This is a genomic window from Flavobacterium sp. W1B (assembly GCF_047344965.1).
Classification (GTDB): domain Bacteria; phylum Bacteroidota; class Bacteroidia; order Flavobacteriales; family Flavobacteriaceae; genus Flavobacterium.
In genome coordinates, this window is the sequence record NZ_CP178845.1 from 2282949 (window position 1) to 2309099 (window position 26151).

General features: G+C 35.6%; 20 protein-coding genes. 12 read left to right on the plus strand and 8 right to left on the minus strand.

Annotation, left to right across the window (positions count from 1 at the left end):
* Positions 1–4: 4 nt before the first annotated feature.
* Both ACMDB5_RS09900 and ACMDB5_RS09905 read left to right on the plus strand, forming a co-directional pair.
* A complete protein-coding gene (locus tag ACMDB5_RS09900; protein WP_413998100.1) occupies positions 5–2197 on the plus strand; it encodes a peptidase domain-containing ABC transporter in 2193 nt (730 codons plus the stop codon).
* A 4-nt stretch (positions 2198–2201) separates the two neighbouring features.
* Positions 2202–3488 (plus strand): HlyD family secretion protein, encoded by a 1287-nt coding sequence (locus tag ACMDB5_RS09905; RefSeq protein WP_413998101.1) that lies wholly within the window; start codon positions 2202–2204, stop codon positions 3486–3488.
* Positions 3489–3596: 108 nt separating this feature from the next.
* Here ACMDB5_RS09905 and mobC read toward each other — a convergent pair whose 3' ends face one another.
* From mobC to ACMDB5_RS09925, 4 genes are all read right to left on the minus strand, one after another.
* Entirely contained in the window at positions 3597–5579 is a 1983-nt protein-coding gene (mobC, locus tag ACMDB5_RS09910; RefSeq protein WP_414000377.1) for a conjugal transfer protein MobC, read from the minus strand.
* 17 nt (positions 5580–5596) lie between these two features.
* Positions 5597–6889 (minus strand): relaxase/mobilization nuclease domain-containing protein, encoded by a 1293-nt coding sequence (locus ACMDB5_RS09915; RefSeq protein ID WP_413998102.1) that lies wholly within the window; start codon positions 6887–6889, stop codon positions 5597–5599.
* Positions 6880–7266, minus strand: a complete 387-nt coding sequence (locus ACMDB5_RS09920) for a plasmid mobilization protein (RefSeq protein WP_413998103.1) — start codon at positions 7264–7266, stop codon at positions 6880–6882. Before ACMDB5_RS09920 ends, ACMDB5_RS09915 begins: the two co-directional genes overlap by 10 nt.
* 284 nt (positions 7267–7550) lie before the next feature.
* Positions 7551–8453, minus strand: a complete 903-nt coding sequence (locus ACMDB5_RS09925; protein ID WP_413998104.1) for a toprim domain-containing protein — start codon at positions 8451–8453, stop codon at positions 7551–7553.
* Between the two features lie 101 nt (positions 8454–8554).
* On the opposite strand from ACMDB5_RS09925, the gene ACMDB5_RS09930 reads away from it, so the two are divergent.
* The 3 genes from ACMDB5_RS09930 to ACMDB5_RS09940 all read left to right on the plus strand — a co-directional run bounded on the left by ACMDB5_RS09930 (position 8555) and on the right by ACMDB5_RS09940 (position 11066).
* Positions 8555–8902, plus strand: coding sequence for a hypothetical protein (locus ACMDB5_RS09930; RefSeq protein WP_413998105.1), 348 nt, complete (start codon positions 8555–8557; stop codon positions 8900–8902).
* A gap of 319 nt (positions 8903–9221) precedes the next feature.
* Positions 9222–10706 carry a MauE/DoxX family redox-associated membrane protein gene (locus ACMDB5_RS09935; RefSeq protein ID WP_413998106.1) on the plus strand — a complete coding sequence of 495 codons (1485 nt, stop codon included), beginning with the start codon at positions 9222–9224 and terminating at the stop codon, positions 10704–10706.
* Between the two features lie 93 nt (positions 10707–10799).
* Positions 10800–11066: a DUF6520 family protein gene (locus ACMDB5_RS09940; protein ID WP_413998107.1), complete on the plus strand. Its 267-nt coding sequence runs from the start codon at positions 10800–10802 to the stop codon at positions 11064–11066.
* 57 nt (positions 11067–11123) lie between these two features.
* Here ACMDB5_RS09940 and ACMDB5_RS09945 read toward each other — a convergent pair whose 3' ends face one another.
* From ACMDB5_RS09945 to ACMDB5_RS09955, 3 genes are read right to left on the minus strand one after another with little or no spacing between them, the layout of a single operon-like run.
* Complete coding sequence (locus tag ACMDB5_RS09945; RefSeq protein ID WP_413998108.1) at positions 11124–13640, minus strand: alpha/beta hydrolase family protein; 2517 nt, start codon at positions 13638–13640, stop codon at positions 11124–11126.
* Entirely contained in the window at positions 13640–15022 is a 1383-nt protein-coding gene (locus ACMDB5_RS09950; protein ID WP_413998109.1) for a RagB/SusD family nutrient uptake outer membrane protein, read from the minus strand. The genes ACMDB5_RS09945 and ACMDB5_RS09950 overlap by 1 nt, the downstream gene beginning before the upstream one ends.
* Before the next feature lie 12 nt (positions 15023–15034).
* The gene (locus ACMDB5_RS09955) at positions 15035–18070 is read right to left on the minus strand and encodes a SusC/RagA family TonB-linked outer membrane protein (RefSeq protein WP_413998110.1); all 3036 of its coding nucleotides are present in this window, start codon (positions 18068–18070) and stop codon (positions 15035–15037) included.
* A gap of 1229 nt (positions 18071–19299) precedes the next feature.
* Here ACMDB5_RS09955 and ACMDB5_RS09960 point away from each other — a divergent pair.
* The 6 genes from ACMDB5_RS09960 to ACMDB5_RS09985 all read left to right on the plus strand — a co-directional run bounded on the left by ACMDB5_RS09960 (position 19300) and on the right by ACMDB5_RS09985 (position 24672).
* Positions 19300–19542, plus strand: coding sequence for a helix-turn-helix domain-containing protein (locus tag ACMDB5_RS09960; RefSeq protein WP_413998111.1), 243 nt, complete (start codon positions 19300–19302; stop codon positions 19540–19542).
* Positions 19543–20027: 485 nt separating this feature from the next.
* A complete protein-coding gene (locus ACMDB5_RS09965) occupies positions 20028–21020 on the plus strand; it encodes a kinase (RefSeq protein ID WP_413998112.1) in 993 nt (330 codons plus the stop codon).
* 224 nt (positions 21021–21244) lie between these two features.
* The gene (locus tag ACMDB5_RS09970) at positions 21245–21472 is read left to right on the plus strand and encodes a hypothetical protein (RefSeq protein ID WP_413998113.1); all 228 of its coding nucleotides are present in this window, start codon (positions 21245–21247) and stop codon (positions 21470–21472) included.
* Entirely contained in the window at positions 21450–22124 is a 675-nt protein-coding gene (locus tag ACMDB5_RS09975) for a hypothetical protein (RefSeq protein ID WP_413998114.1), read from the plus strand. The genes ACMDB5_RS09970 and ACMDB5_RS09975 overlap by 23 nt, the downstream gene beginning before the upstream one ends.
* A 166-nt stretch (positions 22125–22290) precedes the next feature.
* Positions 22291–22803 carry a hypothetical protein gene (locus ACMDB5_RS09980; RefSeq protein ID WP_413998115.1) on the plus strand — a complete coding sequence of 171 codons (513 nt, stop codon included), beginning with the start codon at positions 22291–22293 and terminating at the stop codon, positions 22801–22803.
* 237 nt (positions 22804–23040) lie between these two features.
* The gene (locus tag ACMDB5_RS09985) at positions 23041–24672 is read left to right on the plus strand and encodes a P-loop ATPase, Sll1717 family (protein ID WP_413998116.1); all 1632 of its coding nucleotides are present in this window, start codon (positions 23041–23043) and stop codon (positions 24670–24672) included.
* 202 nt (positions 24673–24874) lie between these two features.
* On the opposite strand, the gene ACMDB5_RS09990 is transcribed toward ACMDB5_RS09985, so the two are convergent.
* Positions 24875–25174 carry a transposase gene (locus tag ACMDB5_RS09990; RefSeq protein ID WP_413998117.1) on the minus strand — a complete coding sequence of 100 codons (300 nt, stop codon included), beginning with the start codon at positions 25172–25174 and terminating at the stop codon, positions 24875–24877.
* A 240-nt stretch (positions 25175–25414) separates the two neighbouring features.
* On the opposite strand from ACMDB5_RS09990, the gene ACMDB5_RS09995 reads away from it, so the two are divergent.
* Entirely contained in the window at positions 25415–26128 is a 714-nt protein-coding gene (locus ACMDB5_RS09995) for a DUF4886 domain-containing protein (RefSeq protein WP_413998118.1), read from the plus strand.
* Positions 26129–26151: the final 23 nt, after the last annotated feature.

Consider the following 26151-nt stretch of genomic DNA (forward strand, 5'->3'; position numbering starts at 1 on the left):
AGTAATGACAAAGTTCCCTATTTACATGCAAGCAGATTCCAAAGACTGTGGTCCTACTTGTTTAAAAATCATTGCCAAGTATTATGGTAAAACAATAAAAATTCAAGAGTTACGTAATTTTAGCGAAACCACACGCGAAGGCAGTAATCTGTTGTTTTTAAGCGATGCCGCCGAGAAAATAGGCTTTCGTACATTAGGGGTGAAACTTAATCTAAAAAGTATAGAAGAAGCACCATTACCTTGTGTATTACATTGGAATAATAATCACTATGTTGTTTTGTCCAAAATTAAGAAAGGTATTTATTTTGTTTCAGATCCCGGCTTTGGGTTGATCGAGTATAACCAAAAGGATTTCATTAAATTCTGGATTGGCAATAATGCAGATGAAGTAACTGAGGAAGGTATTGCTTTATTACTGGAGCCAACACCAAAATTCTTCCAATCCAAATTTGATAAAGAAGAAAAGAGAGGCTTGGGTTTTGGTCTGTTATCTCAATATGTATTGCGATACAAGTCCTTTTTGATCCAGTTAAGTGTTGGTTTGTTTGCCAGTAGTTTATTGCAGCTTATTTTTCCTTTTTTGACGCAAAGTATTGTGGATGTAGGAATTCAAAATCAGAATATTCATTTTATCTATTTGGTTTTGTTTGCGCAATTGTTTCTGTTTGCTGGAAGAACTGGATTGGAACTTATCCGAAGTTGGATACTATTACATCTTTCTACTCGAATTAATATTTCCTTGATTTCGGATTTTTTTATTAAATTAATGAATTTACCCATCTCTTTTTTCGATGTGAGGATGACAGGGGATATTATGCAACGGATTAATGACCACCGTCGTATTGAGAGAATACTTACAACTTCATCATTGAATGTGTTGTTTTCGGCTATCAATATGTTTATCATGGGTGGGGTTTTAGCGTATTATAATTTACAGATATTTTTTGTTTTTTTTGCCGGTAGCTTATTGTATTTCGGTTGGATAACCTTATTTTTTAAACGTAGGGAAGCCTTGGACTACAAACGATTTGCAGAAGTTTCTCAAGAGCAAAGTAAAGTAATGGAACTCATCAATGGCATGCAGGAAATAAAATTGCATAATGCCGAGAAACAAAAGCGTTGGGGATGGGAATATGTCCAAGCGAGATTGTTTCGAGTTTCAATAAAAGGTTTGGTTTTGGAACAAACGCAAACCATTGGTTCGTCTGTAATTAACGAACTAAAAAATATTTTTATTATTTTTCTCTCTGCAAAATTGGTAATTGACGGTCAAATTACTTTGGGAATGATGTTAGCGATTAGCTCTATAGTTGGGAGTTTAAATGGTCCTATTATGCAACTTATCGAGTTTGTGCGTGAGGTACAAGATGCTAAAATATCATTGGCACGTTTATCTGAAATTCATGATAAAGAAGATGAAACGCAACAAGAGATGCATCAAACTCATGATATTCCAAAAGATGAGGATATTAAGATAGAAAATCTTTCCTATCGTTATTTGGGTTCGGATATTCCTGTTCTGGAAAACTTAAACTTGACCATTCCTGCCCATAAAGTGACTGCTATTGTCGGGGTGAGCGGTAGCGGAAAAACCACCTTAATGAAACTATTGCTTAAATTTTACGATCCTGACAAGGGCCAAATTAACTTAGGGAATACCCAACTTAAAAACATAGCTCAGAAATCCTGGCGTGCAAATATTGGTGCGGTTATGCAAGAGGGGTTTATTTTCAATGACACTATTGCTAATAATATTGCTGTAGGAGTAGATAGTATTAATAAAGAAAGATTGATTTATGCCGCTGATGTTGCCAATATTAAAGAATATATTTCGGTTTTGCCTTTGGGTTACAATACCAAAATTGGTTCGGAAGGAGTAGGGATGAGCACAGGACAAAAACAGCGATTACTTATTGCCAGAGCAGTGTATAAAAATCCTGAAATGCTGTTTTTTGATGAAGCTACTTCAGCATTGGATGCTAATAATGAAAAAGAAATAATGGGTAAACTTGATGTTTTTTTTAAGAATAAAACGGTTGTTGTAATTGCCCATAGATTAAGTACAGTGATGAACGCTGACCAAATAGTTGTACTTGATAAAGGAAAAATTATCGAAATAGGGAGTCATTCTGCGTTGGTAGAGCAAAAAGGGAATTATTTTGAATTGGTTAGAAATCAATTGCAACTAGGGAATTAATAATATGGCTGAAAATAGTACTACATTCGAATTGAGAAGTGAGGAAGTGCAAGATATACTTACACGTGTTCCACATTGGATGATACGCTGGGGAACGGTTTTGATTTTTGGAATTATCATGATGCTTTTCTTTACGGCATGGTTTCTTAAATATCCAGATGTTATTACAACACAAATTATCGTCACTACAAATATTCCACCTGAAAAACTGGTAGCCAAAACATCTGGAAGAATTGAAGCTATTCTGGTCAAAGACAGGATAAATATATCTAAAAACACACCACTTGCCGTTATTGAAAATTCATCTAATTACAGAACCGTTTTTTTTCTAAAAAGTATTATTGATACTATTAACATCGATAGAGAAGAATTCCCTTTTGATAAATTGAAATCGGCACAATTAGGTGATATTGAAAATGCTTTTGCCGTTTTTCAAAAAGAGTATTCGGCAAATAAATTAAATAGAAAATTACAGCCTTATAAGGTAGAAGGTATTGCAAATAGTATAGAAGCTATTCAATTAAAGGAAAGGTTGAGCTTACTTGAATCACAAAAAAGTATCAACCAAAAGGAATTAGAGCTTGGCAAACTTGATTTAGAACGTTATCAAGGCCTTTTTAGTAAAGGAATTATCGCCTTACAAGAATTAGAAAAACATAAATTAACCTATTTGCAATCTGAAAAAGGATATAAAAGTTTGTTAAGTACAGTCTCGTCTTTGAAATCATCATTAAACGAATTAAACAGAAGTAGTAAAGCCACCGAAATAAATGAAAGTAAAGAGAATGTAAACCTAGAGCGCAATGTTATACAAGCCTTTTTTCAACTCAAAAAAGCTATTAAGGATTGGGAATTAAATTATGTTTTACGTTCTTCTATAAATGGAAAAGTTTCTTTTATACAGATTTGGACAGATAACCAATCTGTTACAGCTGGAGATAATGTTTTTTCTATTATTCCCAACAATGAGAATGGATACATTGGTAAGGTGAAAGCAGTAGCCTTAAATTCAGGTAAAATAAAAGTGGGTCAAATAGTTAATATTAGATTAGCTAATTATCCTGAACGAGAATTTGGAATCGTGAAAGGAGTCGTAAAAAACATCTCATTAATTCCCGATACAGCTGGGAATTTATTAATTGATGTTAGTCTGCCAAAAGGAATAGAAACTTCATATAAAAAGCGAATATTTTTTCAGCAAGAAATGCAAGGTACGGCCGATATTGTTACTGAAGATCTACGATTGATTGAACGTTTGTTGTATCAATTTAGAGATGTTTTCAGTAGGTAATTGCTATTAATTTATGCTTTTTTTATGAGTAGACTTTTTTAACTTGATAATCATTTGTTATTTAATTGGATGCAGTTTAGTTTTTGTTTTTCTAAATAAAAGATAGAATTATTTCTTTAACACCAAATGCGATAATGCGGGATCATTCAATAGGCTTTCTATTTCAGAATGAATAATGTCCTGAATATCCTGTTTAACCTGCAGGTAGTTTCGTTGCACCATGTTGTTATCCAGCTTGCGGATTACGGGAATTTCTTTATAAGAATCTTGTTCTTTTTTTAGTGCTTGATGGTCATTGAGTATTTCACAATGGAAAGCTTTCAAATGAATTTTGCAGTCTGGATCATCAGCAACCATACCCACAAATTCTCCAGAGCTTAAAGAAGAAATCTTAGAAGGTGGTACGGCATATTCAAGCTGTTTGGATCGGCTAATCGATGAATCCCCGCTGTTGATAGAAAGGCTTTCTCTATCCTGCATAATCTTTCCAAATCTTTCTGATAACTGTTTTGCCGTATCGCCCGTAACCTGACCGCTAACTATGTTTCCGGTGATGTTCATGATTACTTCAGCCTGTTCACGACCATAATCTTTTCGTAGTTGACTGAAGTCTTGAATTCCTAAACAAGTTGCCACTTTATTGCTCCGAGCCGTGGCAATTAGGCTATCCATATTGTTGAGATATATCGTCGGAAATTCATCAAATATCAGACTACTTTTCTGTTTGTCTTTTTGGTTAACCTGTTTTAGCAGACGGCTGACATAGAGTGATAAAACGGCACCGTAAATTTGAATTTTTTGGGGATTATTTCCCATGCATACAATCTTGGGTTCCTGAGGATTATTAATATCTAAATTAAAGTCATTTCCTGATAATACGTAATAGAGTTGGGGAGAGGATAATCGGGCCATTGCAATTTTTGCGGAAGAAACTTGACCTTCCAATTGTTCCATGACATCGTTGAGGTAGGCATTTACAAAAGGATTGATCAATACCTCAATTTCTTTTTCGGTTCTAAGTAAGGTAAATAGATTGTCATAGTCTGTCTGCATCAGTTCGATGACATGGGGAAGGGTACAGAATTGGCCTTCCTTGTATTTTTTTAAATACCAAATAATAGCGGTCAGGAAGTTAATAGGAGATTCCACAAAGAAATCTCCCTGACGTTTGATCCATTCTCGGTTCAATCCCATTAGGATTGTACGTGCCGATTCTGCCGCATCGGTAATATCTGTCATGGCAGATGGCTCTAAAGGATTGCAACGATGGGTTCGGCTTAAGTCATCAAAATTAATGACATAAAATTTAGGTTCTATAGGGTATAGGTGTTTGTATTTCAGCCAAGTGTTGTATGCTATTTTAGAAAGATCGTCAAACTTAAAATCATAGACGAACATGGTAAAGCCTTTACGGATATGCTGAGTAATTACATGTCGTATTACAAAGTAGGATTTGCCGGAGCCAGGAGTACCCAAAACCATCAAAGCACGGAACGGATTTATGATGTTTATCCAACTGTTGCGCAGTTTCTCCTTTAAATGATATTGTGCAGGTAAGTTAATAGAGTATTCATTTTCGAGTAGTCTTTCTTCCTGCGGAAAAGTTTCGTTTTCAGTATTAAAAATATCTTTGCTGTTCAGTCTGTTTTTAATAATTCGTGAAAGTAATGTACCACCAGAAAGGATCAACAAAAAACCAATGGAGGTAATGGTACTATATACAATTGCTCCTTCTATTATTTCTATTTTTAGGAATAATGAAAAGTAGCTAATAAAGTAAATTAGAAAACCTGTTATTATGTAAGTAAATGCAGTTTTATAATTCAGTTTCTCTTCTTTTCGTCCTTTGGCGCCCATAAGTGAAATGAGAAGAAAGCCTAATGCGAATAATTTTGATTTATGGAAATTATTGAACAATCCGGTATTGTAAATGTTACCCAAAATGCGATCGCTGAATTCGCTCCTGAACCCCCAATAGTGAAATGCCGCATAGCAGTAATAGTAAAAATGTAACATTAAAATAATGATGCTAATAAGTCTGGTCATATCCAGAATCTTTCTCAGTGCTTGTTCGTTTTCTCCAGTCTGCATCGCCATAAATTGAAAGTTTATTGATTGTCGGAAAGTCCTTTTCTTTTCTTCTTTTTTCTTTTGGTTTTTAGTTGGTTTGGCAAATAATCAGATGCCTGTTCGGATTGCATCAACTGACCCAATGCTTTTCCTAGATCGAGAACTGCAAGGGAAGTAGAAGTTTCTTTCCATTGGGAATCTTCAGAACGGAACAGCTGCGGACCGGTTCTTGATTTTTCAGTTTGACCAGCTATTTTTTGTTCGCCACTGCTATTTAATTTACAGCGCTGCTGAATGGCTTTGGCACTGTATTGCTTTCCCAAAGCACTGCCGTTAAAAACGCATTTTGTTCTATGGTCAACATAAGTGATCCCATATAAAAGGCCTTCACTATTCTGACGAAGGATAGCGTTGATGCCTTCTTTTTCCAATGCTTTTAAAATTTCTTGAATAGATAGCTTTTTCTTCGCTAATAAAATTATATCAATCGCATTTTTTATCTTGGCTTTATGAGGGATTCGATTGTGCTCGTTTTGGATAAATTTTTCTTCCAGAAACTTTAAAGTTGGTTTATTATAAAAATCACTTGCCTTAATTGGTACACCGACAGGCTTTCCATTTCTATCTAGTATTCGGTATACCAATCCTTTTGCTTGAAATATTCTTGAATTTTCACTTCCCCGATCTGCATAAACATTGTATAGCTTTAGTACGGCATTCAGTTCTGGAAGGCTTGTATATTTATAGGATGAAAGCACGGCGCCCAGCACATTTTCGATTGCTTTTTTTGACTGGATCCGGCCATATTGAATCGTGCCCGTGACAATGGGTCGGAGTTCAAGATCCTGATTTTTCCGACGTCCTTCGGCAACTACCAGACCAAAGTTTTTTTCAATTTCTTTCCTTGCTATTTCAGATTGGTTGCGACCGATATTTTGCATATCAATCCTGCTTCCGTCTTCTCTTACTTTTATAGAAATAAGGTGGATATGTGGATGTCCTGAGTCATGATGTTGGTACACCAGATAAGGTTGCTGTCCAAAGCCTATTTTCTCCATATAAGTATTGGCAATGTCCATCAGTTTCTCTTTGGATAATGTTATTTCTGAAGGATCAAAATTTAATGAAATATGTACACTATGACGCTTTACATTATCATTTAAACTAGCTTGTTTTAGCAATCTGTTTAGTTTTATGTTGAGGTTCATTTTATCCACATCGACAGGATAATTTCCTTCACCAATACATTCAGCCACACCCTGCTTTACCTTGTTTTCATTATAATTAAAAATGCCGTGTATCGAATGTCCTGTCTTTATGATTACAACCATTTTTCTGCTATTTTTTGAATGTGTTTTTTGGTCTCATCTACCTTATTCAAAAGAATTTTTCTATCAAGTTCATAGCTGATAATCCATTCTTTAATTTCGGGGATTTGCTGAAGGCTATGTAGTTTTTTGACTGCTTGGTTTAAGTTGTTTCCTAGGGCGTTCAGTTCAGCCCGCAACCGTATTATCTCTGTCATTAATTCGTCAAGCGATTGGTTGCGGTAATTTATTATAACAGTTTTGTCCAAGAGTTTTTTACGGGCATATTCGCTCAGTTTTCGGCAAGTCGATTTACTAAATTTACTAAATATTTTTTGGTATTCGTCAGGCTTCAAACGCAAGTGAAGCCATTTTGTGCGGTTCTTGTTTTGCTCTTCCATCATCTCTTATTTTGCGTATTAATTTCGCTTTCTTTTTGGTATTTGTGAACTCGTAAGGTTTCATTTTGTTGCTTTCAGGCACTTTTATCCTTCCAGTATCACTGCCCACGAGTTCCGAGTGATAGGGCAGCCAGATTCGGTTGTGATACAACCGGACATCTGGCCGATTGCAGGAACGTTGCAATCTTTTAGCTAATTTTAATGTCAATCCCAATTTATTGAGTTTCCTATACTATAAATTATTTTTTCAAGAGATAATTTAAGACCAAACTGGAATAGGAGTACTATATGTGTTTTTGCTCGAAATGCTTTTTTTCTAATTTTCCGAAATTCATAAACCAATCATTAAGGTCTTTATAGTTTTGATAGAGGGAACTTTCATCTCTGTATTTAGTACTCAGAGAAAGGGCACTGCTAGTGTAGCTTTTTCCTGTTTCATCTCGGTCGAGATAAAGCCGAATCGATTGATGATTTTCCATAAAAGGACGTGCTCTTTCGAAAAATGAAACGGAATTTAAAATGACAAAATCCTGACCCTTTTCGGGAAGGTTTTTGGTCATCGCTTTAAAGGATAGGAAGTCAATAAAGCCTTCAAAAACAAGAACTTCATCACTGCCATTTTCGAAGGTAGTTATAGCCTTGGGAGAACTACATGTTTTGAAATAGGGATTGCGAATTTCAAAGCCGTCTAAATCATTTTTGAAACCAATTCCAAAATAGGAGTTACTATTTAGAGAATAGCTAAGTTCCCTGCAAAATTGTTGGGCAATTTCTACTGGAACTCTTCGTTGTTCGAGATAGCGTAAAAGCGAAGAGGAGGTAAGTGGGGTATCTTTCAGTATTTTAATTTTATGTTCGTGTATAACACTGTCATTTTTAGCGTAAATTATTGGCTGTTGAAGAGATAGATTGCCATTTAAATTTTGCAGTAATTCAGCGATGGTACAATCGAAATATAATATTCCAAAATCAATAAGGTTGCCGCCTTTTCCTATTCCGTGGTCGTACCAACGATTTAATCTGCGATTAATCTTAAATGAAGCCTCTTTTTCAACCCTTAAAGGAGATAAATACCAATAGTCATTGTTTCTTATTTTAATGGGTTCAAAGCCTAAAGACGATAAATATTGAATCATATCTAATGCTTTGGCTTGTTCTATTGTAAAGCTATTGCTGCTGAAATTCATAACACTCATTTTATCAGGTTCATAATTCAGATTTCGATTACTAAAGTAAAGAAGCTAATGTCCTTGTCCAATCCTCATCATATTTTGACTAGGATAAATTGATGCAAGCTTCCTATTTTTGGATTAGTAAATTATTAATTAAAAACGGGAAGATTATGCTAACAACAAATGATGTAGCCAAGGTTTTTGATACTATATTAAGTATCCCTGGCATGAATGAATTAGTGAAGATTGATTTGAAAATCTCGCGGAAAAATGTGCTTTTATTAAACCATGTTATTGAACGTGGATTATCGGCTAAAGAAGATGAAAAAGGATCCAGTCTTTTGACAAGCATTCCAGAAGAAAATCTACAGGAATTAAAACTGGTAGGAGAGGAGTGTCTTCAGAAAGCCGGACTTATAGAATTAAGCGAAAAATTAAATGCTTTCAGTGGGACCAATAAGTAGAATACATTGTATAATTAAAAGCAAATGAATGCCAAATGAACTGATGAAGTTTATTTGGCATTTTAGTTTTATAGATTCTTTTTTGTCGCAATCTTCTTTTGTTACTTCATTATTTATGAAAAATGGCTTGATTTTGAACATTTTTGGCTTGATTTTGATAACATGTTATAAAAAAAACAACTTTAATTTTGGTAAAGCAATAATAGTTAATGTTTTAAATATAATGAAGGACTACTAGTATATCAAAATTTGGATGAGAGCTTCTCTAATATTCTGGAATTTTAGAATCCAATTCGTTTAACTCAAAATGATAAGTGATATGAAATTAAATGAGACAATTAAGAGTAGAATTATAGAAACAATTTGCTTGTTATACATACTGCTATTTGTCTATGCGGCAGTGAGTAAGCTGTTGGATTTTGAAAACTTTCAGGTCCAGTTGGGGCAGTCGCCTTTGTTGAGTGCTTTTGCTGGACCTGTATCTTATATAGTTCTCGGAATTGAGTTTATTATAGCTGTGGGGTTGGCTATAAGACGTTTTAGGTTAGTGTCTTTATATGCTTCGTTCGGACTCATGACTATGTTTACCACTTACATCATTATAATCTTAAATTTTAGTCCTTTTGTCCCATGTTCCTGTGGAGGTATCCTTGAAAAATTGTCATGGAAGAATCATTTGATTTTTAATGTCACTTTTGTCTTGCTGGCAGTCACTGGTGTCTTTTTAAAATCAACAGTAAGTAAATATACGATTAGGAAGCACGTCTATTGTTTACTGTTATGTCTAACTGGCGGCACGGTCTTGATTACTGTACTCTTCATATTGTCAGAAGATATGATGCAGCATCGAAACAATTTTACTAGAAGATTTCCACACCATCCAGTAGAGAAGTACAAAACACTTGACCTTAAGCATAGTTCGCATTATATTGCCGGAATGGGTGGAGGAAGAATCTATCTCAGTAATCATAATTCGCCACTAACTGTTAGCGTGTTGGATACTGTATTGCAAAGTCGACAAGATTTTTCTATCAAAGTGCCTGATCCCGACCGCCTGTACAAGACGTTAAAAGTAGTGGTGCAACCTCCGTATTTTTATTTGGCTGATGGTACGGCACCATTTATATACTGGGGACATGTGCGGGATTGGAAAGCTAGCATTTGGACGGAAGGAACCGCCTATTTTAATGCATTTGTTCCTATTGATAGTGGTAGTATTGCAATCAGGGCATTGAGTAGTACTACTAAAGAACAGTTGTTAGGCTTGCTTAGTAGGGGAGATAGTACGATAGTCAAGCTCAATGATTCGCTATTGGAAAAACAGGTCGATGGTATTTTTGATACGGGTGGTATGCTGAATTATAATGCAACACTTGACAAGTTGGTTTATACATACCGGTATAGGAATACTTATTTTTTGACCAATAGCTCGCTTGAAGGAAAGCAGATAGGTCACACCATTGATACCACAAGTCGTGTACGAATAAAAGTCCAATATGTGGAGTCGATCAAAGGAAGTAAGATAGCATCGCCAGCTAGGGAGGTGAACAGACTGACAGCAATCTACAAGAACTATCTGTTTGTCAATTCAGCCCAGATAGGGCAGTTTGAACCCAGAGAAATGTGGAAGAAGGCATCAATTATTGATGTTTATGATTGTACGGATTTCAGTTATGTGTATAGTTTTTACCTGCATGATAGGCAGCAAAAAAAGATGCGCGACTTTCAGGTGATGGATAACAAAATCGTTTTACTGGCTGGCTCCCATTTAGTAGTTTATAAAATGAGAAAAGAGATACAATAAACAGTGAGAGATTGCTGTAAAATATACTGCGCAGTATCAGGGAAAAGACCGAAAACCTGGAAAAGAGTAGGTTAATAACTTAATTTTTATATTATGAAAAGTAGATTTTTTAAATCAGTTTTGCCTATGCTGGCTTTTGCTTTTGCAATTTTTGGTGCATTTGCTTTCAACACTCCAGCAGAAAGCCGCAGTGCTACACAATTTATCGGACATATTAAGGTAAATAATGATGAATGTACTGAAACCGACGAGTTGTGTCAGGACGTTGATAATAATGTTCCTTGTACGCAAGGCAGCGAACAACTTTACAAAATGGTAGGAGGAACTTCCTGTCCAGATGAGTTGTGGCGTATTCTCTAGTTTTTAATTAATTTAAAAGTCAATGCCGGAGCCTTGGAGGTTACCGGCATTGATTTTTTATTTTTTTAGGTATTTCCTGAACCAATTGCGAATGTGAACTGACAAGTCTGAACGTGCCTCGAGGTTTTTCAATACATGCCCTTCATCGGGATATACTAAGAGGATATTTTCCTTCTTTAGCCGTCTTAAAGCCAGATGCAATGCTAGGCTTTGTTTCCAATCTACATTCTTATCTTTCATACCAGTCCAGCTTAGCAAAGGAGTATTGATATGAGCCGCATGAATGACGGGGGAATTATCTAAGTAATTTTGCGTTCTGGAGAAAGGGTCTTTACCCAAGCGGTATTGCTGGGTTTCGAACTTGTCAAAACGCACATTACCACTTGAAGTTCCCAAGCTGAGGTAACTACTGATGAGGTCGGTAACAGCAGCACCAGAGACAGCTGCGGCAAACAAAGCTGATTGGGTAACAGTGAATGCAACCTCATAACCACCAAAAGAGTGCCCTATTAGTCCTATTCTGTTTTTATCTACTTTGCCTTTTTCTATTACTGCCCTTACAGATGCTTCTATACAGACCACAGCTGATTTTCCGGGATTTCCGATTTCATATATAATATCGGGAAGTAACACAAAATAGCCATCATTGGTATAGTTGGAAGGAACAAATCCAGAATTATCGAACATAGTAGGATTGTAGTAGGTGTGTAAGGTAGCTGACTGTTTTTCATAGACTTTGACTATCATAGGGTAGTGGTTTCCTTCCTTGTAGTTTGTAGGATAAAGAAGCACTCCTGATAGTTTTTTTCCAGTTGGATTGCAGTATGTTATCAGTTCTGCCCTATTTTGGGCATATTTTAGGGAATGCTTATTGGACTGGAAAACTGTGACGGGTTTTCGCTTTTGATTTGAAAGACAGAGCAATTTTGGAGGTAAGATAGCCGATTGTTCCATAAACATGTAGGTTGTTCCATCTGCAGTTGCTTGCAAACGGTCGATCTTACTGTCTTTAAATATCAATTTGGTAAGTCCTTTGTTTTTGTTCCAGATAAAGTAGCCGCTTTTCATATTTGTATCTATTGCTTTTAGAATAATGTCCTTTGACAGGTCAATAGTTCTTGATTTGAAATCAGCCGGATGTGAAGAACCGTCCTTGCGATACAGCTGTTCGTATACTTCATAACGCATGTCGTTTTCGTGGCCATTGGTTATCCTTTGTTTATGCAATCCATCGGGACTTAGTAGCCACACATCATGTTCATCATAAAGGATCAGCTTCTGGTTGTCTGAGGACCAACCGCTACTTTTGAAAGTAGAATCTATAGCTATAATTTTAGTTTTTTTTTCATTCCAGATATCGTAAATGTACCATCCATCTTTACGGGGATAGCTGATGTATCTACCATTGGGAGATGAGGCCATTGTGAATGGTGCAGTTGATTGTTTCGAGAGAAAGGGTTTTTGATTTCCTGTTAGGATGTTGGTAATGTAATAATCCACTAATTGATCGCTTTCATCCTTTTTTATGTACTGAGCTGGATCGTATGAAAGGGCATATTTTCTATCGGAGGTTAACTCTACAGAAGGTCTCTCGTTGGTGCCGAGCATGGTGATTTTTTCGGTATTGGTATGCCAAGCTACCAATTTTGGTAAGTGTCCTCCGTGACCATAAGTCCTTTGAACTGGAAATTCGAAAGGGGTTTCCGTGTCCCAAACTTCTACTAAGCTTGGGCTTTTGAGCTGTGGCTGCGGTTCATTTACGTAAAAGAATACCACTGATCCTGTGTCATCAAGTAGCAAGGGCGAAACTATACTTGAAATAATCTCATAGCCGTTCAACTGTTCTGAGTGTGTTCTATTTAGGATCTTTAGGTGACTAGTTGAAACGTCATACAGGCATACCGTGTTATTTGCTAGGTTGCTACTTGTTATTCCATTTTTTTTTATAAAGGCGAGGCTAGTTCCTGCTGCATTCCATACCGGTAATAGGAAACTTGAATGAACATCTTTTGCAACGGAGGTTTCTTTCCAATTGTTGGCATTCAGAATAGAAATAAACCCCTTACCAATGACGGCTAAGCGTCCGTTGGAAGCCTTTTTGAAACTAGTAACATTTGAGATTTTCTGCTTTATTTGTGCGCTGGAATAAATAATTAAGTCATTAGCAGAGCTGCCTTTTTGTATTGTGATGAGATTATCTTCTAAAAACTCGTACTGTATTACTTTTTCTAACCATAAGGTAGTTGCGGTTTTTAGATTGAGTAAGATTATGCCTTTTCCGGGAACGTCAGCGACTAATTGTTTGCCATCAGAAGCGAAAACAGCTTTGATGGCTAAAGGGAAATTGAATGTTTGTCCCGTACGGATGTTACGGACAAAAGTAGTGTCCTGTCCGCTATCGTAACGTATGGCATAGGAGACCCATTGGCCATTGGGCGAGAGAAGTTCCTCTTGCAATGTCCCCCATTTTGGATAGTCGGCAGTAGTTATTTGTTGCAATGAGGTTTGTGAAAAAACTAAAAATCCCCATAAGAGCCCAAGAACAAGAAGAATATTTCTATTGAAAGTTTTCATTAGTATCCTTGATTTTGGGGTAGCAGGTTGCGGTTAAGGCTTATTTCGGATTCTGGGATGGGGAGTAGGATATCTGTTTCGCGCCACCCTGGCTTGATGTTTTTTAAGCTCTGGCTTAACATTCCAGTACGTTTAAGGTCAAACCAACGATGTCCTTGTTCGGTAAAGAATTCAAAACGACGTTCGTTGATTATGGCAACTATTAATGCTGCTTCCGTGTTGGCCGTTGTGTTGTTCAAGCCTGCGCGGTTACGTACCTTATTCAAATCCAATTGTGCCCCGATGATATTACCTATTCTAGCTCTTGCTTCTGCGCGAATGAGATATTGTTCTGCCAAGCGAAAAAGAATCGTGTTTTCTACCGAAGTTCCCGTATTGGTCGTTTTTTTGTATTTGAATGGCTGGTACCAGCTATTACTTCCAGAGGTAACGGTTTTAATCCAGAGTGTTTTTCGAAGATCAGCCGTCTCAAAAGCATTGTGTAAATCTAGTGATAATGTGGCTTTTGAAGGCGGGCCACTTGTGAAATTGAAGTTCTTGGCATCAACCGTGTTCACCCCCACAATTCCTGGATGTAAAGACCAGATTATTGCTGAACTGTTGTTCAGGAATTCTAAGGCAGGGTCGTTGACCCAGATATATTGTGGATTATTGATTACGGCTGTTGCCGCTGCCTCAGCTGCTGTATAATTCTCTGTATATAGGTTTGTCCTAGCTAACATCGCCTTTACTGTACCCTTATTTGGGCGTACTCTTCCTTTGGTGGGGTAGTTGTCGGTTAGCAGTTCTTCTGCCAAATTAAGGTCGGTTATAATGGCTGCCCACACCTCTTTTACAGGAGTTTTGCTGATGCTTTTGTTAATAGCATAGTTTGTGGACGTTACATAGGGGATATCACCGTGCATATTGACCAGAAATGAATGTAGATAAGCCCTTAGGAAGATTGCCTCCCCTAGTACCCTATTGTGTTCTATTCCAGCAATGCTTTTAGTGCTTTTGATTCCCTCAATCAAGCTATTTATAGCATAAATCTGGCTATAGGCGGATTTCCAGAGCCTAGATAAATAGGGGGTGGAAGGGTTTATTGTGTGGTTGTTGTAAGCTTGTATGTTGACATTGGTACCATAGAAAGTGAGATCATCGGCATAGTTAGCCAATAGTGGAGTAAGGCTGGTAAGGCTACCTGAGGACACACCTTCGTCCCTGATTCTAGAATAGATGTCTGAAAGAGCTGCATTGGCTGTGCTCAGATCGTTGAATACAGACTCGCTTGTCAATTGGTTTTGTGGCATATCGATCTCGGTAAAGCTTTCACAAGAGCAAAGAAGTATTACAGTGAAAGCAAGAAGGACATGTGCTATTGTATGGATGTATGTTTTCATTGGTATGATTTTTTAAAAGGTTAACTGTAAGCCCAAGGTCAGTTGTCGCAATGGTGGGAGATAACTGAAACTTCTGTTTTCGGGATCGGGTCCCTTGTATTTTGTGAATGTTAAAAGGTTTTGTCCTTGGAGGTATATTCTGATTGTAGATCCTTGTAATCCAACGCTTGGGATGGTGTATGCTAGGCTGATGTTTTTAAGCCTGATGAAGGACGCATCTGTAATTATGGCATCACTGCTTATATAGTTGTAGAAGGCTGCCGTTGCTGGTGCATTGGCACCGCTTGTATACTGCTGAACTGTGGCTGTGGTGCCGTCTTGTGGCCAGTGGTTTAGCACTTCGATAGCTTGGTTGGCCATGGATCCGGTAATAGGAAAGGCAGAGAGAATCGTGTTACCCTTTTGCTTTACAAACTGGAACGAAAAATCTAATGAGCAGTTTTTATAGGATAATTGGTTAGATAGGCCACCGAAAAATTCCGGACTGCTATCAAGGAAAGCTTTTCTATCTTCGGTGTTGGTTATCAGTCCGTCACCGTTATAATCTTTAAACGTATAATTTCCGGTATTTGGGTCAATTCCGGTATAATGATACAGTTTGCGGATGTTTAAAGATTGACCAATCACAAAAGTGTTGGCATAAGGTGATGCCTCGAGGTCAGGATAAGAGAGCAGCCTATTTTTTGGTATGCTAAGGTTTAGTGATGTGGTCCAGTTGAAATTTTTAGATTGGAAATTCGTTGACCTAAAGTCTAGTTCAAAACCAGTATTCTCTACTGTAGCATCTAAATTGGCCTGATAGGTAGGGAAGCCTGTCATGCCGGGTAGTGGAACTCCGACCAATTGGTTGGATGAGCTATTTTTGAACCACGCTGCAGTTAAGAATATCTTGTCCTTGAAGAAGCCCAGTTCGAATGCCACTTCTAGTTTTTTATTGGTTTCCCAACCAAAGTTGGCATTGAAGAGTCTTGATGGCTGAATGCCTGCAATGCCATCATAGAGATTGGCGGTTGTGGTATAGGTGTCGAGGAATTGGTAGTCGCCAATCTGGTCATTACCTGTAATGCCGTAGCTAACCCGAAGCTTGCCAAAGCTAAGTGTGTTTTCAATCTTTTTTATCAAGGTTTCCTTTGAAAAGATCCATGCGAGACCAATGGCACCAAAATTTGCAAAACGTTTTCCTGGGCCAAACCTGCTGGAGCCGTCGTGACGGCCTGTGAGGTTTAGAATATACTTTTCGTCCCAGATACCATTGATACGTCCAAACACTGCATTGTATCGGTAGTCAGTAATAGCATCATTGAGTACGATAATGGTGGTGGCGGCAGCAATGCTATTGATGAGGTCATTGCTTGCAAATCCTATGCCACGTAAGGCCAAGGTTTGCTGTTGCTGGTTTTGGAATGTTGTTCCCGCCAGTATGTTTATGTTTATTCGATTGAATTTTTTTTTCCAATCCAACTGCGGTTCTATGATCCATGAATTTCTGGAGCCTTTGTTATTAAAGCTATGGGAGTCGGTACTATCGTAGCCATCAAAAGGATTGTACATTGTGCTGGGTTTTGTTCTAATTTCTGAGAAATTAGTACTGTTGTAACCTAAGCTTGTTTTGAATTCCAATTGAGAGAAAAGCTTGTAAGATAATAGTGCATTGGAGATTAGATTTTGTGACCTGTTGCTATACATCGCTTTTAGGAATCCTAGTGGATTATCGAATGTACCGTTTTCCCAGTTGAGGTTTCCTTCATTGTCATTGAGGGCTGGGGCATTGGGCGGAAGTGTATAGGCATAACGAGTGAGGTCGATGCCAGGTAGTTTGTTGTTGTCGGTAGTATAATCTGTAGATAAAGATATTTTGAAACGTTCGTTTTCAGAACGATGGCTAAAAGTACTGTGTATAACTCCTTTTTTGTAGTGTGCATCACCAGGTGATACGGTGGTTTCGTGGCGGTAAGTAGTACTTACCAGAAACTGGGTATTAGCTGAGCCGCCTGATACCGATGCCTGCATGTTGTTAATGAAGGCGGTACCACCTATAAGTTTCTTTTGCCAGTTTGTATATCTTGACCGATTCCAGGTACCGTTGATGTCGTATGCAGTTGCAGGGTATGTTTGGATGCCGTCATTGGCGAACGCTTCCTGACGCATGGACAGGTATTGCTCTGTGTTGAGCAGATTGACCTTACGAGTGACCTCACCGGTAGTGGTGTACGCCTGGAAGCTAAAGCGGGTAGTGCCTGCCTTGCCTTTCTTGGTAGTAATTAGTACGACACCGTTAGCAGCACGGGCCCCATAGATTGCCGTAGCGTCGGCATCCTTTAATACCTCAATACTTTCGATATCGGCAGGGTTGATGCTGTTGAGTGGTGTAACCAAGCCAGGCATGATGCTATTGGTAAAATCAGCAACACCTAATGATTGGGAAGGATAGGGTACGCCATCAACAATATATAAAGGATCGTTACCCTCGGCACGGATGGAATTGGTACCACGGATTTGTATGCTGAATGAACTGCCAGGTGTGCCTGTGGCTTGGGTTATGTTTACTCCAGACATTTGCCCTTGAATAGCGGCGAGAGGGTTGTTGACTGGTTGCGTTTCAATATCTTTTGCCGTGATTCTGGCAATACTTCCCGTGCGTTCACTCTCCTTTACCGAATAATAACCAGCATTGATTTTGACTTCTTGAAGCGCAGTGGCATCTTCTTGTAGTAGAACATTAATAATTTTACGGCCCTTTATTGCTACATAATTAGTCTTGTAACCCATAAAGGAAAAGACCAGCGTATCTGTAGCAGAAGCGTTTATTAGATATTTTCCATCAAAATCAGTAATAACGGCGGTATTCGTTCTTTTTATGGTGATAGTTACTCCTGGTAATGCGCCATTAGTATCTGAAACCGTTCCGCTAACTTGGTGGGTTTGTAGTTTAAATTTTGAAATACCTATGCCGCTGTGGGCTAGGACAGGGTTTAAGAATAAGTGCAACCCTAAAATAAGGGAATACACCATTGTCCTTATCACCTTGATTAATGAAATATTTTTCATAATATTGGTTTAGTTTAATGAAACGTTAGTTTTATTGGATTTTGGCTCTCTATTTAGTTTGACGACAGGAGTAGAGAGTCTTTTTTTGTGTTGAGGTACCGAGGCACTTCGTTTTTTTGATTTTTATTCTGTCATAGGCTATTCTGTTGTCTGTTGTGGGTTTTCTGTTATGAGTTGTTATTGCTACTAAATATGCTACACCCGTAATAATAAATTTTAATTAATGCGCTGTTTTTAGTTCTTTAAAAACTTCCGCAATCATAAATCCAAAGGCATATAAGAGTTATAAATGCTAGTATTAATAAGGCTTGTATTTGTCTGTAATATTTCATCTTCACAATTTTTGTAGGTTATTAAGTATTCTGTTATGGGATGTCTGTTATGGGATGTCTGTTGTCTGATCACTGCCTTCTGAACTCTGACCACTGCCTTCTTTACTCTTGAATCTTTCTTCTTTCTTCAATGCTATTCACTTCTCACCACTCACTATCATCCTGAGCTTGTCGAAGGACACTATTCACTAATAAAACATCCTGCACCTGTAATACTAAATTCAAATTAAATTATGTGATCTTTTGCTCAAAGAATCTTGGCGGTGCAGGTGTTTTTTAGCAGTAGTACAAGTTTATTTCATCATAGGCAGTTATTTAGTTATGAGTTTATGGTGGATTTCCGTCACTTCGAGTGATTTTATAAAATAGTGATAGCATTTTTATAAAATAGTATCGAGAAGGCGGTTATCGGTTTAAAATTGGCATAGGTCTTGCACACCAGTTTAGAAAAGGCCGTTTTCCAGACTGAGATTGTTGTGGTTTAGTGACAGTAACCACGGTTAACGCTACGGCGTTGGTTTTTTAAGGAGGTAGCTTTATTTTGTTCATAGGCGTGGTTGTTTTAGCGGTTAGTTTACTGCGAGACTATGAAAACGATGAAGAGGCGCTAAGAATGAAGTTGAGTAATGCCAAAATATTGGCCATAAAAAATGGCATGGAACTCAGCTTACTGCCTTAGAGGTACTGGTATACCGGGGAACAATAAGTGAGCCCACGCCATGGGACGTGAGCATCGTACTTATCATTTCGTTCCTTTTAAAATTACCAGTTTTCTAAGACGAAATTCAAAGCGAATGCTTCAATGTTGTATTTGAAGAAACGCAAATATATTAATTCAAATACAAATATAACAAAAATATTTAACCAAACATATATGTGTGCTTTTATTTTATAATAATGATAGAATTTTATGATGTGGAAAATGAAGAACAAAATAAAGTAATTGTTAAACTTGGTTTGACTATTAGAAAAATTAGAGAAGAGTCTACAGCCTTTTCTCAAGATAAATTAGCTTTGGAGGTGGATTTATCAGAAAATCAAATACGTAGAATTGAAAAAGGTCAAACAAATCCAACTATAAAAACATTGCTAAAAATTGCTAAAGTATTGAAAGTAGATATTAAAGATTTATTTAGATAGTTAATTAAAAAGATGCCTAAAGACTGCCCCCAAAAAGTTAGACACTTATTGGGGGCATTTTTATGAAAAACACTTTATTATGGTATTCAATTCCGGAATTACGTACTATACTATTTGCATCTAACTCCATAAAAATATGGGTTTGACACTTAATCAAATTTATAGTAACTATGGAATGGTATGAAATAATAGGGGTAATTGTAGTTTGGCTTCTAGGTCTTTACCTGAGAGAAAAGTTTTATGAGCATATGAAAAACAAGCATCTTAATGATAGCTGGAAGAATAGAAAGAAATGAGATATACAGGGAGCAGTCATTTTTGTTTATTAAATAAAAATATTGAGTTTACTTCTAATGCTTTCTAGTTGTTAAAAATAATAAGAAAAAACCGATTTATTGACTACAAAAGTCGTGAAAAGATGTATATATTTGATGTTATTTACTAGTTACCTGCAATTTTAACGTAGACTCAAGAACCTAACTACTATGAATGACATCCTTTATTATCCATATATAAATCTGCCCAGAACAGATTGGACTTTAAGAAGTTTACTTTACTACGACACAGTTGGATCAATAGTGCCAAGAGAATACATTAATAACCCAGAAAATCAATTCGACCCGTTTATGCTTGAGTTAGTTCAAGCGGGATTGGTAAATCCAATAGACCCTATGATTTCACTGAAAAATCCTTTTGAATTTTCAGCGAACTTTAGGAATTATGTTTTAAAACATGAGAAACGTCTAAAGAAAAGATCGCAAAGCGCAAGAGTCAATCAAGCGATGCTTAACAATCAAAAATTTTCAGGAATTAACATACATGGAGAGAAATTCGAGAGTGAAATTTTTTATTCACTTCAGCAACTCGGTTTGGCAGAGCATCAATATGGGAATTGGTTCAAAGTTGAGAAAACAGTAGCTAATTTATTAATGAAATCTTTAGCAGGTCAATTAAGTGCTGACTTGGAAATGTTGCCAACGACAGACCAGATTGGAATAACTGCATACTTGACGCAACGAACTGAGTCAATTAATAAAAGGAATACAATTCTAAAAGAACTAATCCCATTTCCTGAAAATATAGATTTAAACAGGCTGAGACGATTTAAAGATAAACATGGAGATTTGCTTAATGCGTTCAAAAATAGAATTGAAATAATTACTCTTGACAAAAATGTCAAACAGGATTCTGCGCAATTTGGAGAAATCCTAAATGAATTAAATATTCGAAAAGAAGAACTTACCGCAAAAATGAACGAGAGCCAATTTGGAAATATTTTATTTGGAACTGTTTGTGGTCTTTTAAGTGGTGCAATAGGATTTACAGCCTCTGAAAACACATTAGTAGGAGTTGCAAGCGCTCTTCCAAGTTTAGCAAATGCAACTCATTCAGCCCTGAAAATTGAGCGAGCCGAAAATATTTTCGATCAATCAGGGATGAAATATTTAGCACTGATTGATAAACGTCTTCGAAGATAAAAACTGCAGGTAACAGCCGTTTGGAGAGATTGGGGTTTTAGGCTTAATTTGAAGTTGGTTTTGTAGCTGGAAAATTTGTGTTTAACCGAAAAATCTCGCATCTTTATTCCCCAACCTCGCCAAGCGCCAGAACGTTATGTGCCATTTAACCTCAAAACCGTAAAAAAACCACACTTATAACACATAATTACGTAAATATCGCGATTGAAAAACTAGTCAAGAATTTGGGAACTAGTACAGGAACAATTACTGCAATTGTCTCCTTATTTGCTATGGGATTTGGTGTAGGAATTTATTACAACAATAACATAAGAAATATCGAAATTCTTGAAATACAGAAAAAAAATTTCATAGAAATTCAAGCTATTCAAACACAATTACAATTAATACAAATTGAAAATAAAGACCTAAATTTAAAACTCACTAGCTATGAAAAAAACGAAAAAAAGTGAGCCAATTCAAAATGATTTTCAAATCGTTAAGAAAAATCTTGAATTACTAAAAAATGAAGAAACAGAAAATAGAGCAGAAGTTTTAAATGAAACTGCTAAAAAATTTGACGAAATAATTAAATTTTTTAAAGGAGCAAAAAATCTCGTTTTCAGCCTATTCACTGTATGTGTTATTTTACTTATTTTACTAATATTGTCTTTTGTGTTTAATGATAAAATAAATCATTTAAATACCGAAATAGAAGACATTAAAACAGATACAATAGCAAATCAAATATTGGGAGTTAGACGTGTATTGCTTCCTGATTCAACTTACACAACAACATATGATTATAGAACAAGAAACAACAAAGTCATAAGTTATAATGATTTATTAAAAGAAATTGATAGTTTAAGATTAACTAACGAAAAAAATGATTCAAAAATAAGTGCTTTGGAATCAAAATTATCTACACAAAATAATAAAGTTAAATTAGCTGAAAATTATTATGACATTAGATTTTGGAAGTCAATAAAAATTAAAAAAAAGGATACAACTCATTACATAAATATTGAATCGAAAAAAATTGATTCAGCCTTTATTTTATTAGATACTTACAGAAAAAAAATGTTTTATAATAAGGATACAAAATTATGGGAAATAAGTCAGTAGTAAAATAAACGGCACATAACAGCCGCTACAAGATATTTGGGCATTTGGCTGAATTTAAAGATGGTTTTGTACTTGGAAAATTTGTGCATAATGGAAAAAACTCGCATCTTTAATTCCCAACCTTGCCAAGCGCCAGAACGTTGTGCGACATTTAACCGAAAAACTGATGAAAAAAGAATTTTACTTAATGATTTCGATTCTTTTTTTGAATTGTAACGGAATTTCAAAACAAGAGAAAAAGGATTTTGAAAAAGCCAAAATTAGCGATGAAATGTTTACTCAATATTCTGAATTTGAAAACTTATTCGTTTGTAAAGACAGTGTTGAAAATTTTGATAATGGATATTCGAAAATTGAATTAAATAATGAAAATCTAAAAATATTAAACTCCAAAAATGATGGTTATGAATCAACTGAAGTTGAAATTGAAATTAAGAAAAACTTAAAAATTGACACTGTTAAATATTCTTATACCGACGATGTTGAAGATGGCTCAAAAACAGAATATGAAGTAATTGAGGCTAAAATTAATATTAACAAAAATCCATTTGAACAAAATTCAAAACAAATCATTGTATCTTATTTATTGAAAATTAGAGAAACAAATATCCCGAGTGAATTTTGGAGGTTCAGAAAAGAAACTGAATACTATTTTAAAGGGAAAATTGAATGTAAATAAATAAACGATCGCACAACAGCCGTTACAAAATACTTGGGCATTTGGCTAAATTTGAAGATAGTTTTGTATTTGGAAAATTAGTGTTTAATGGAAAAAACTCGCATCCTTAACCACAATCATCTTGTAGCGCCAAGACGTTATGTGCAATGTGTTAACAACTTATCTAATAACTTGACGCTCTTGAGTAAATATTCTTCGTTTAAAATTCTCAAATTGTTTTACTAAAATTATTTAAGAATGTCAAAATACAAAATCAAGAAAAGTCAGTTGATTGGTTCGCCTGACGCCGAAACAGACGAATTACTACTTTCAGCTTTCATTTCAATAGATAATTTAGAAGAAATTCTTGAGACAAAAAATCAAAAATCAATTCTTCTGGGGCGCACAGGAAGTGGAAAAAGTGCAATAATCAAATATTTGGATGATAAATGTGAGAATGTAAGGCGAATAGATCCAGAATCTATGTCGTTACGGTTTTTAAGTAATTCAACGATATTAAGATATTTTGATTCTATTGGAGTAAATTTAAATTTGTTTTATAAAGTTCTTTGGAAACATGTTTTTATAGTTGAGCTTTTAAAAATGTATTTTGATGAAACTTCTGCATTCAAAAAACAATCATTTTTTGAACGATTAAAGTCAAGTATTGTAAATGGGAAAAAATTGAATCCCAGAAAAGAAAAAGCTATAAAATATATGGAAACTTGGTCCAATGATTTTTGGCAACAGACTGAATTACTAGTAAAAAGTTTTGAAAAAAATATTCAAGAAAAATTTATTGCTTCTCTCAACATTGATGCAGACGCAATCAAATTTGGATTTGCTGATGAAAAGTTTCGAAATGAAAATTTTATCTATGAGGCGAAACATAAGGCTGAATCAATTATTTCCAATTCTCAAGTACTAGAGCTTTTAGATATAATGGATATTATGAAGGATGATTTATTTATTGATCATCAACGTAAATATTATATTGTTATTGACGATTTGGATACTGAATGGATCGAAGATTCACTTAGATTAGAATTGATTGGGGCAATGGTGGATGTAATTAAAGAATTTAGGCAACTTCAAGGAATTAAAATTGTCATTTCTTTAAGAGAAAATTTAAACGAAATTGTGTTTGCCAAACACCAACATAAGGGAAGTCAACGAGAAAAACTTAAACCATTATATTCAAAATTAGAATGGTCTTCTGAAGAACTTGCTGAATTGATTAATAAACGACTACTAATACTATCTGAAAATGAATTAGGAATAAATGATGCATTTAATCAAATCCGTAGAGGTAATAAAAAAGGGCTCGATTATGTTTTAGAAAGAACTTTTTATCGTCCTAGAGATGTTATTTCGTTTATGAATCACATAATTGCAAATGCAAATAACAAAACTTCATTTTCTAGTGATATAATTTCGAAAGCAGAACCAGAATACTCAATCGAAAGGTTTCAAGCCTTGGAAGATGAATGGTTTGAAAATTATGGTAAAATATCGAATGTTTGTGGCTTTTTAAAAGGTATTCACAACGGATTTAAGTTGAGATCTGTTTCTGAAAATGCATTCACAGAACTTTATGTTGAAGATTTAGAGACTAACGTTTTGAAAGGAGAACTTCTTTTTGCGGTTAAAGATTGGAAAAATGATACCATTAACTTTATCGCATTTCAAAAAAAACTAATGTTTATTCTATACAGGATAGGAATTTTAGGTGTAAAAAAGAGTCCAGATTATCCAACTGCTTTTTATTACACTAAAGAAGTAATAATTGAAAAGTCAGACATCTCAAATAACTGCAAATTTTATGTTCATCCTGCTTTATATTCAATATTTAAAATCAATGTTATGGATCAACTTCCAGAAGAAGATTAATTTCACACTGCACATAACAGCCGTTCCTATGTAAAGCATTGTTAAGTTATTCACAACTTTTAGAGGGTTATATGTCGGTTCTTTTTCGAGTATAGAATTCCGCTGCAACGGCTTGTTGGAAAAGTCGGAAACAACTTTTTGTCAATTATGCTGCGGCTTTGCTTGCTCTCTTACTTGTACTTCTATATTACGAATACATTACTCATGAAATATTTATTTGTTTTTTTGCATTCGTGAATCCGCTACGCTTGATTTCATTTTCTAGCTTTCTAGGGTTTCGAAGTCCGTTTAAATAACCGTATAAATAGATTTTGAGAAGCACTTTGCTATCAAAGCTCGGGCGACCTTCATCTTTTATGGTTTGAATCGAAAAACCCAAAGACTCCAATACTATAGTCTCGGCTAAAGCATCGATGAATCGAACGGGGTTTTCTGGTAAAATAGTATCTTCTAAACTAGATAAACTTAGTTGATGGCGGGAAATTCCTCTGATATGTTGCATTACTAAATATAATACTTTTCTTCCTTTTGTTAAAATAATTTAACTATTTTTGAAAGAAATCAACGCAGGTTTTTTCACAGACTGACGTTGGCAGTAATTTGAGAAAGATCGTCATTTATGAAAAACATTCTGTTAATTTTAATAACACTACTAAGCATTAGCTGTAATTCGCAACAAAAGGATACAGCGAAAAAGATAAATGTGCTATTTATTGGCAACAGCTTCACATATTTCTACGATATGCCACAAACAGTCCAAGAAATGCTGAATGAAACAGATCCAAATATAAAAATTGAACAAAGCACGTTTCCTGGATTTTCATTATCTGATCATTTGGACAACATAATCGAATCTCGGACAGAGAATGGAATTAGCACAAGAAAAAAGGAGGATGGAGAAACCACAGAAACTGAAATAAAAATAGCTGGAAAAAATTGGGACGTCATTATTCTGCAAACTGGAACTGTGAGCGTCTTGATTGGTGAAAATCGTGATTTAAAAGTAAATAAAGCCGTTTTGGATTTTAAAGATTTAGTGAACAATCCAAATTGTGAATTCATATTGTTTAATACTTGGCCTTCCAAAGAAGAATATCCCAAACAATATTGCTATCCATCAAGAGCTATAGACAAATCAATTGAAAAGGGCAAGTGTTGTTCGCCAACGATAGAGAATTTAGAGCAAGAGATTGAACTGATTAATGAATCTTATGATTTGGTTGCTAAAAAAAATGGATTGCAGAAATCGGATAATGGAACTAAATTCTACGAAATTTTGACAAAACATCCCGAAATTGAAATTTATGAAGATGATAACCATCCGAATAAGTATGGTGCTTTTTTAAACGCTTGTATTTTTTACCAAATGCTGACTAATAAAAAAGCATCTAATTTAAAATATAAAGGAAATATTGAACCTAAAACAGCGAAATTACTAAAAAAAATTGCAGAATAAAAACTACCGCCAACCGCTAACCG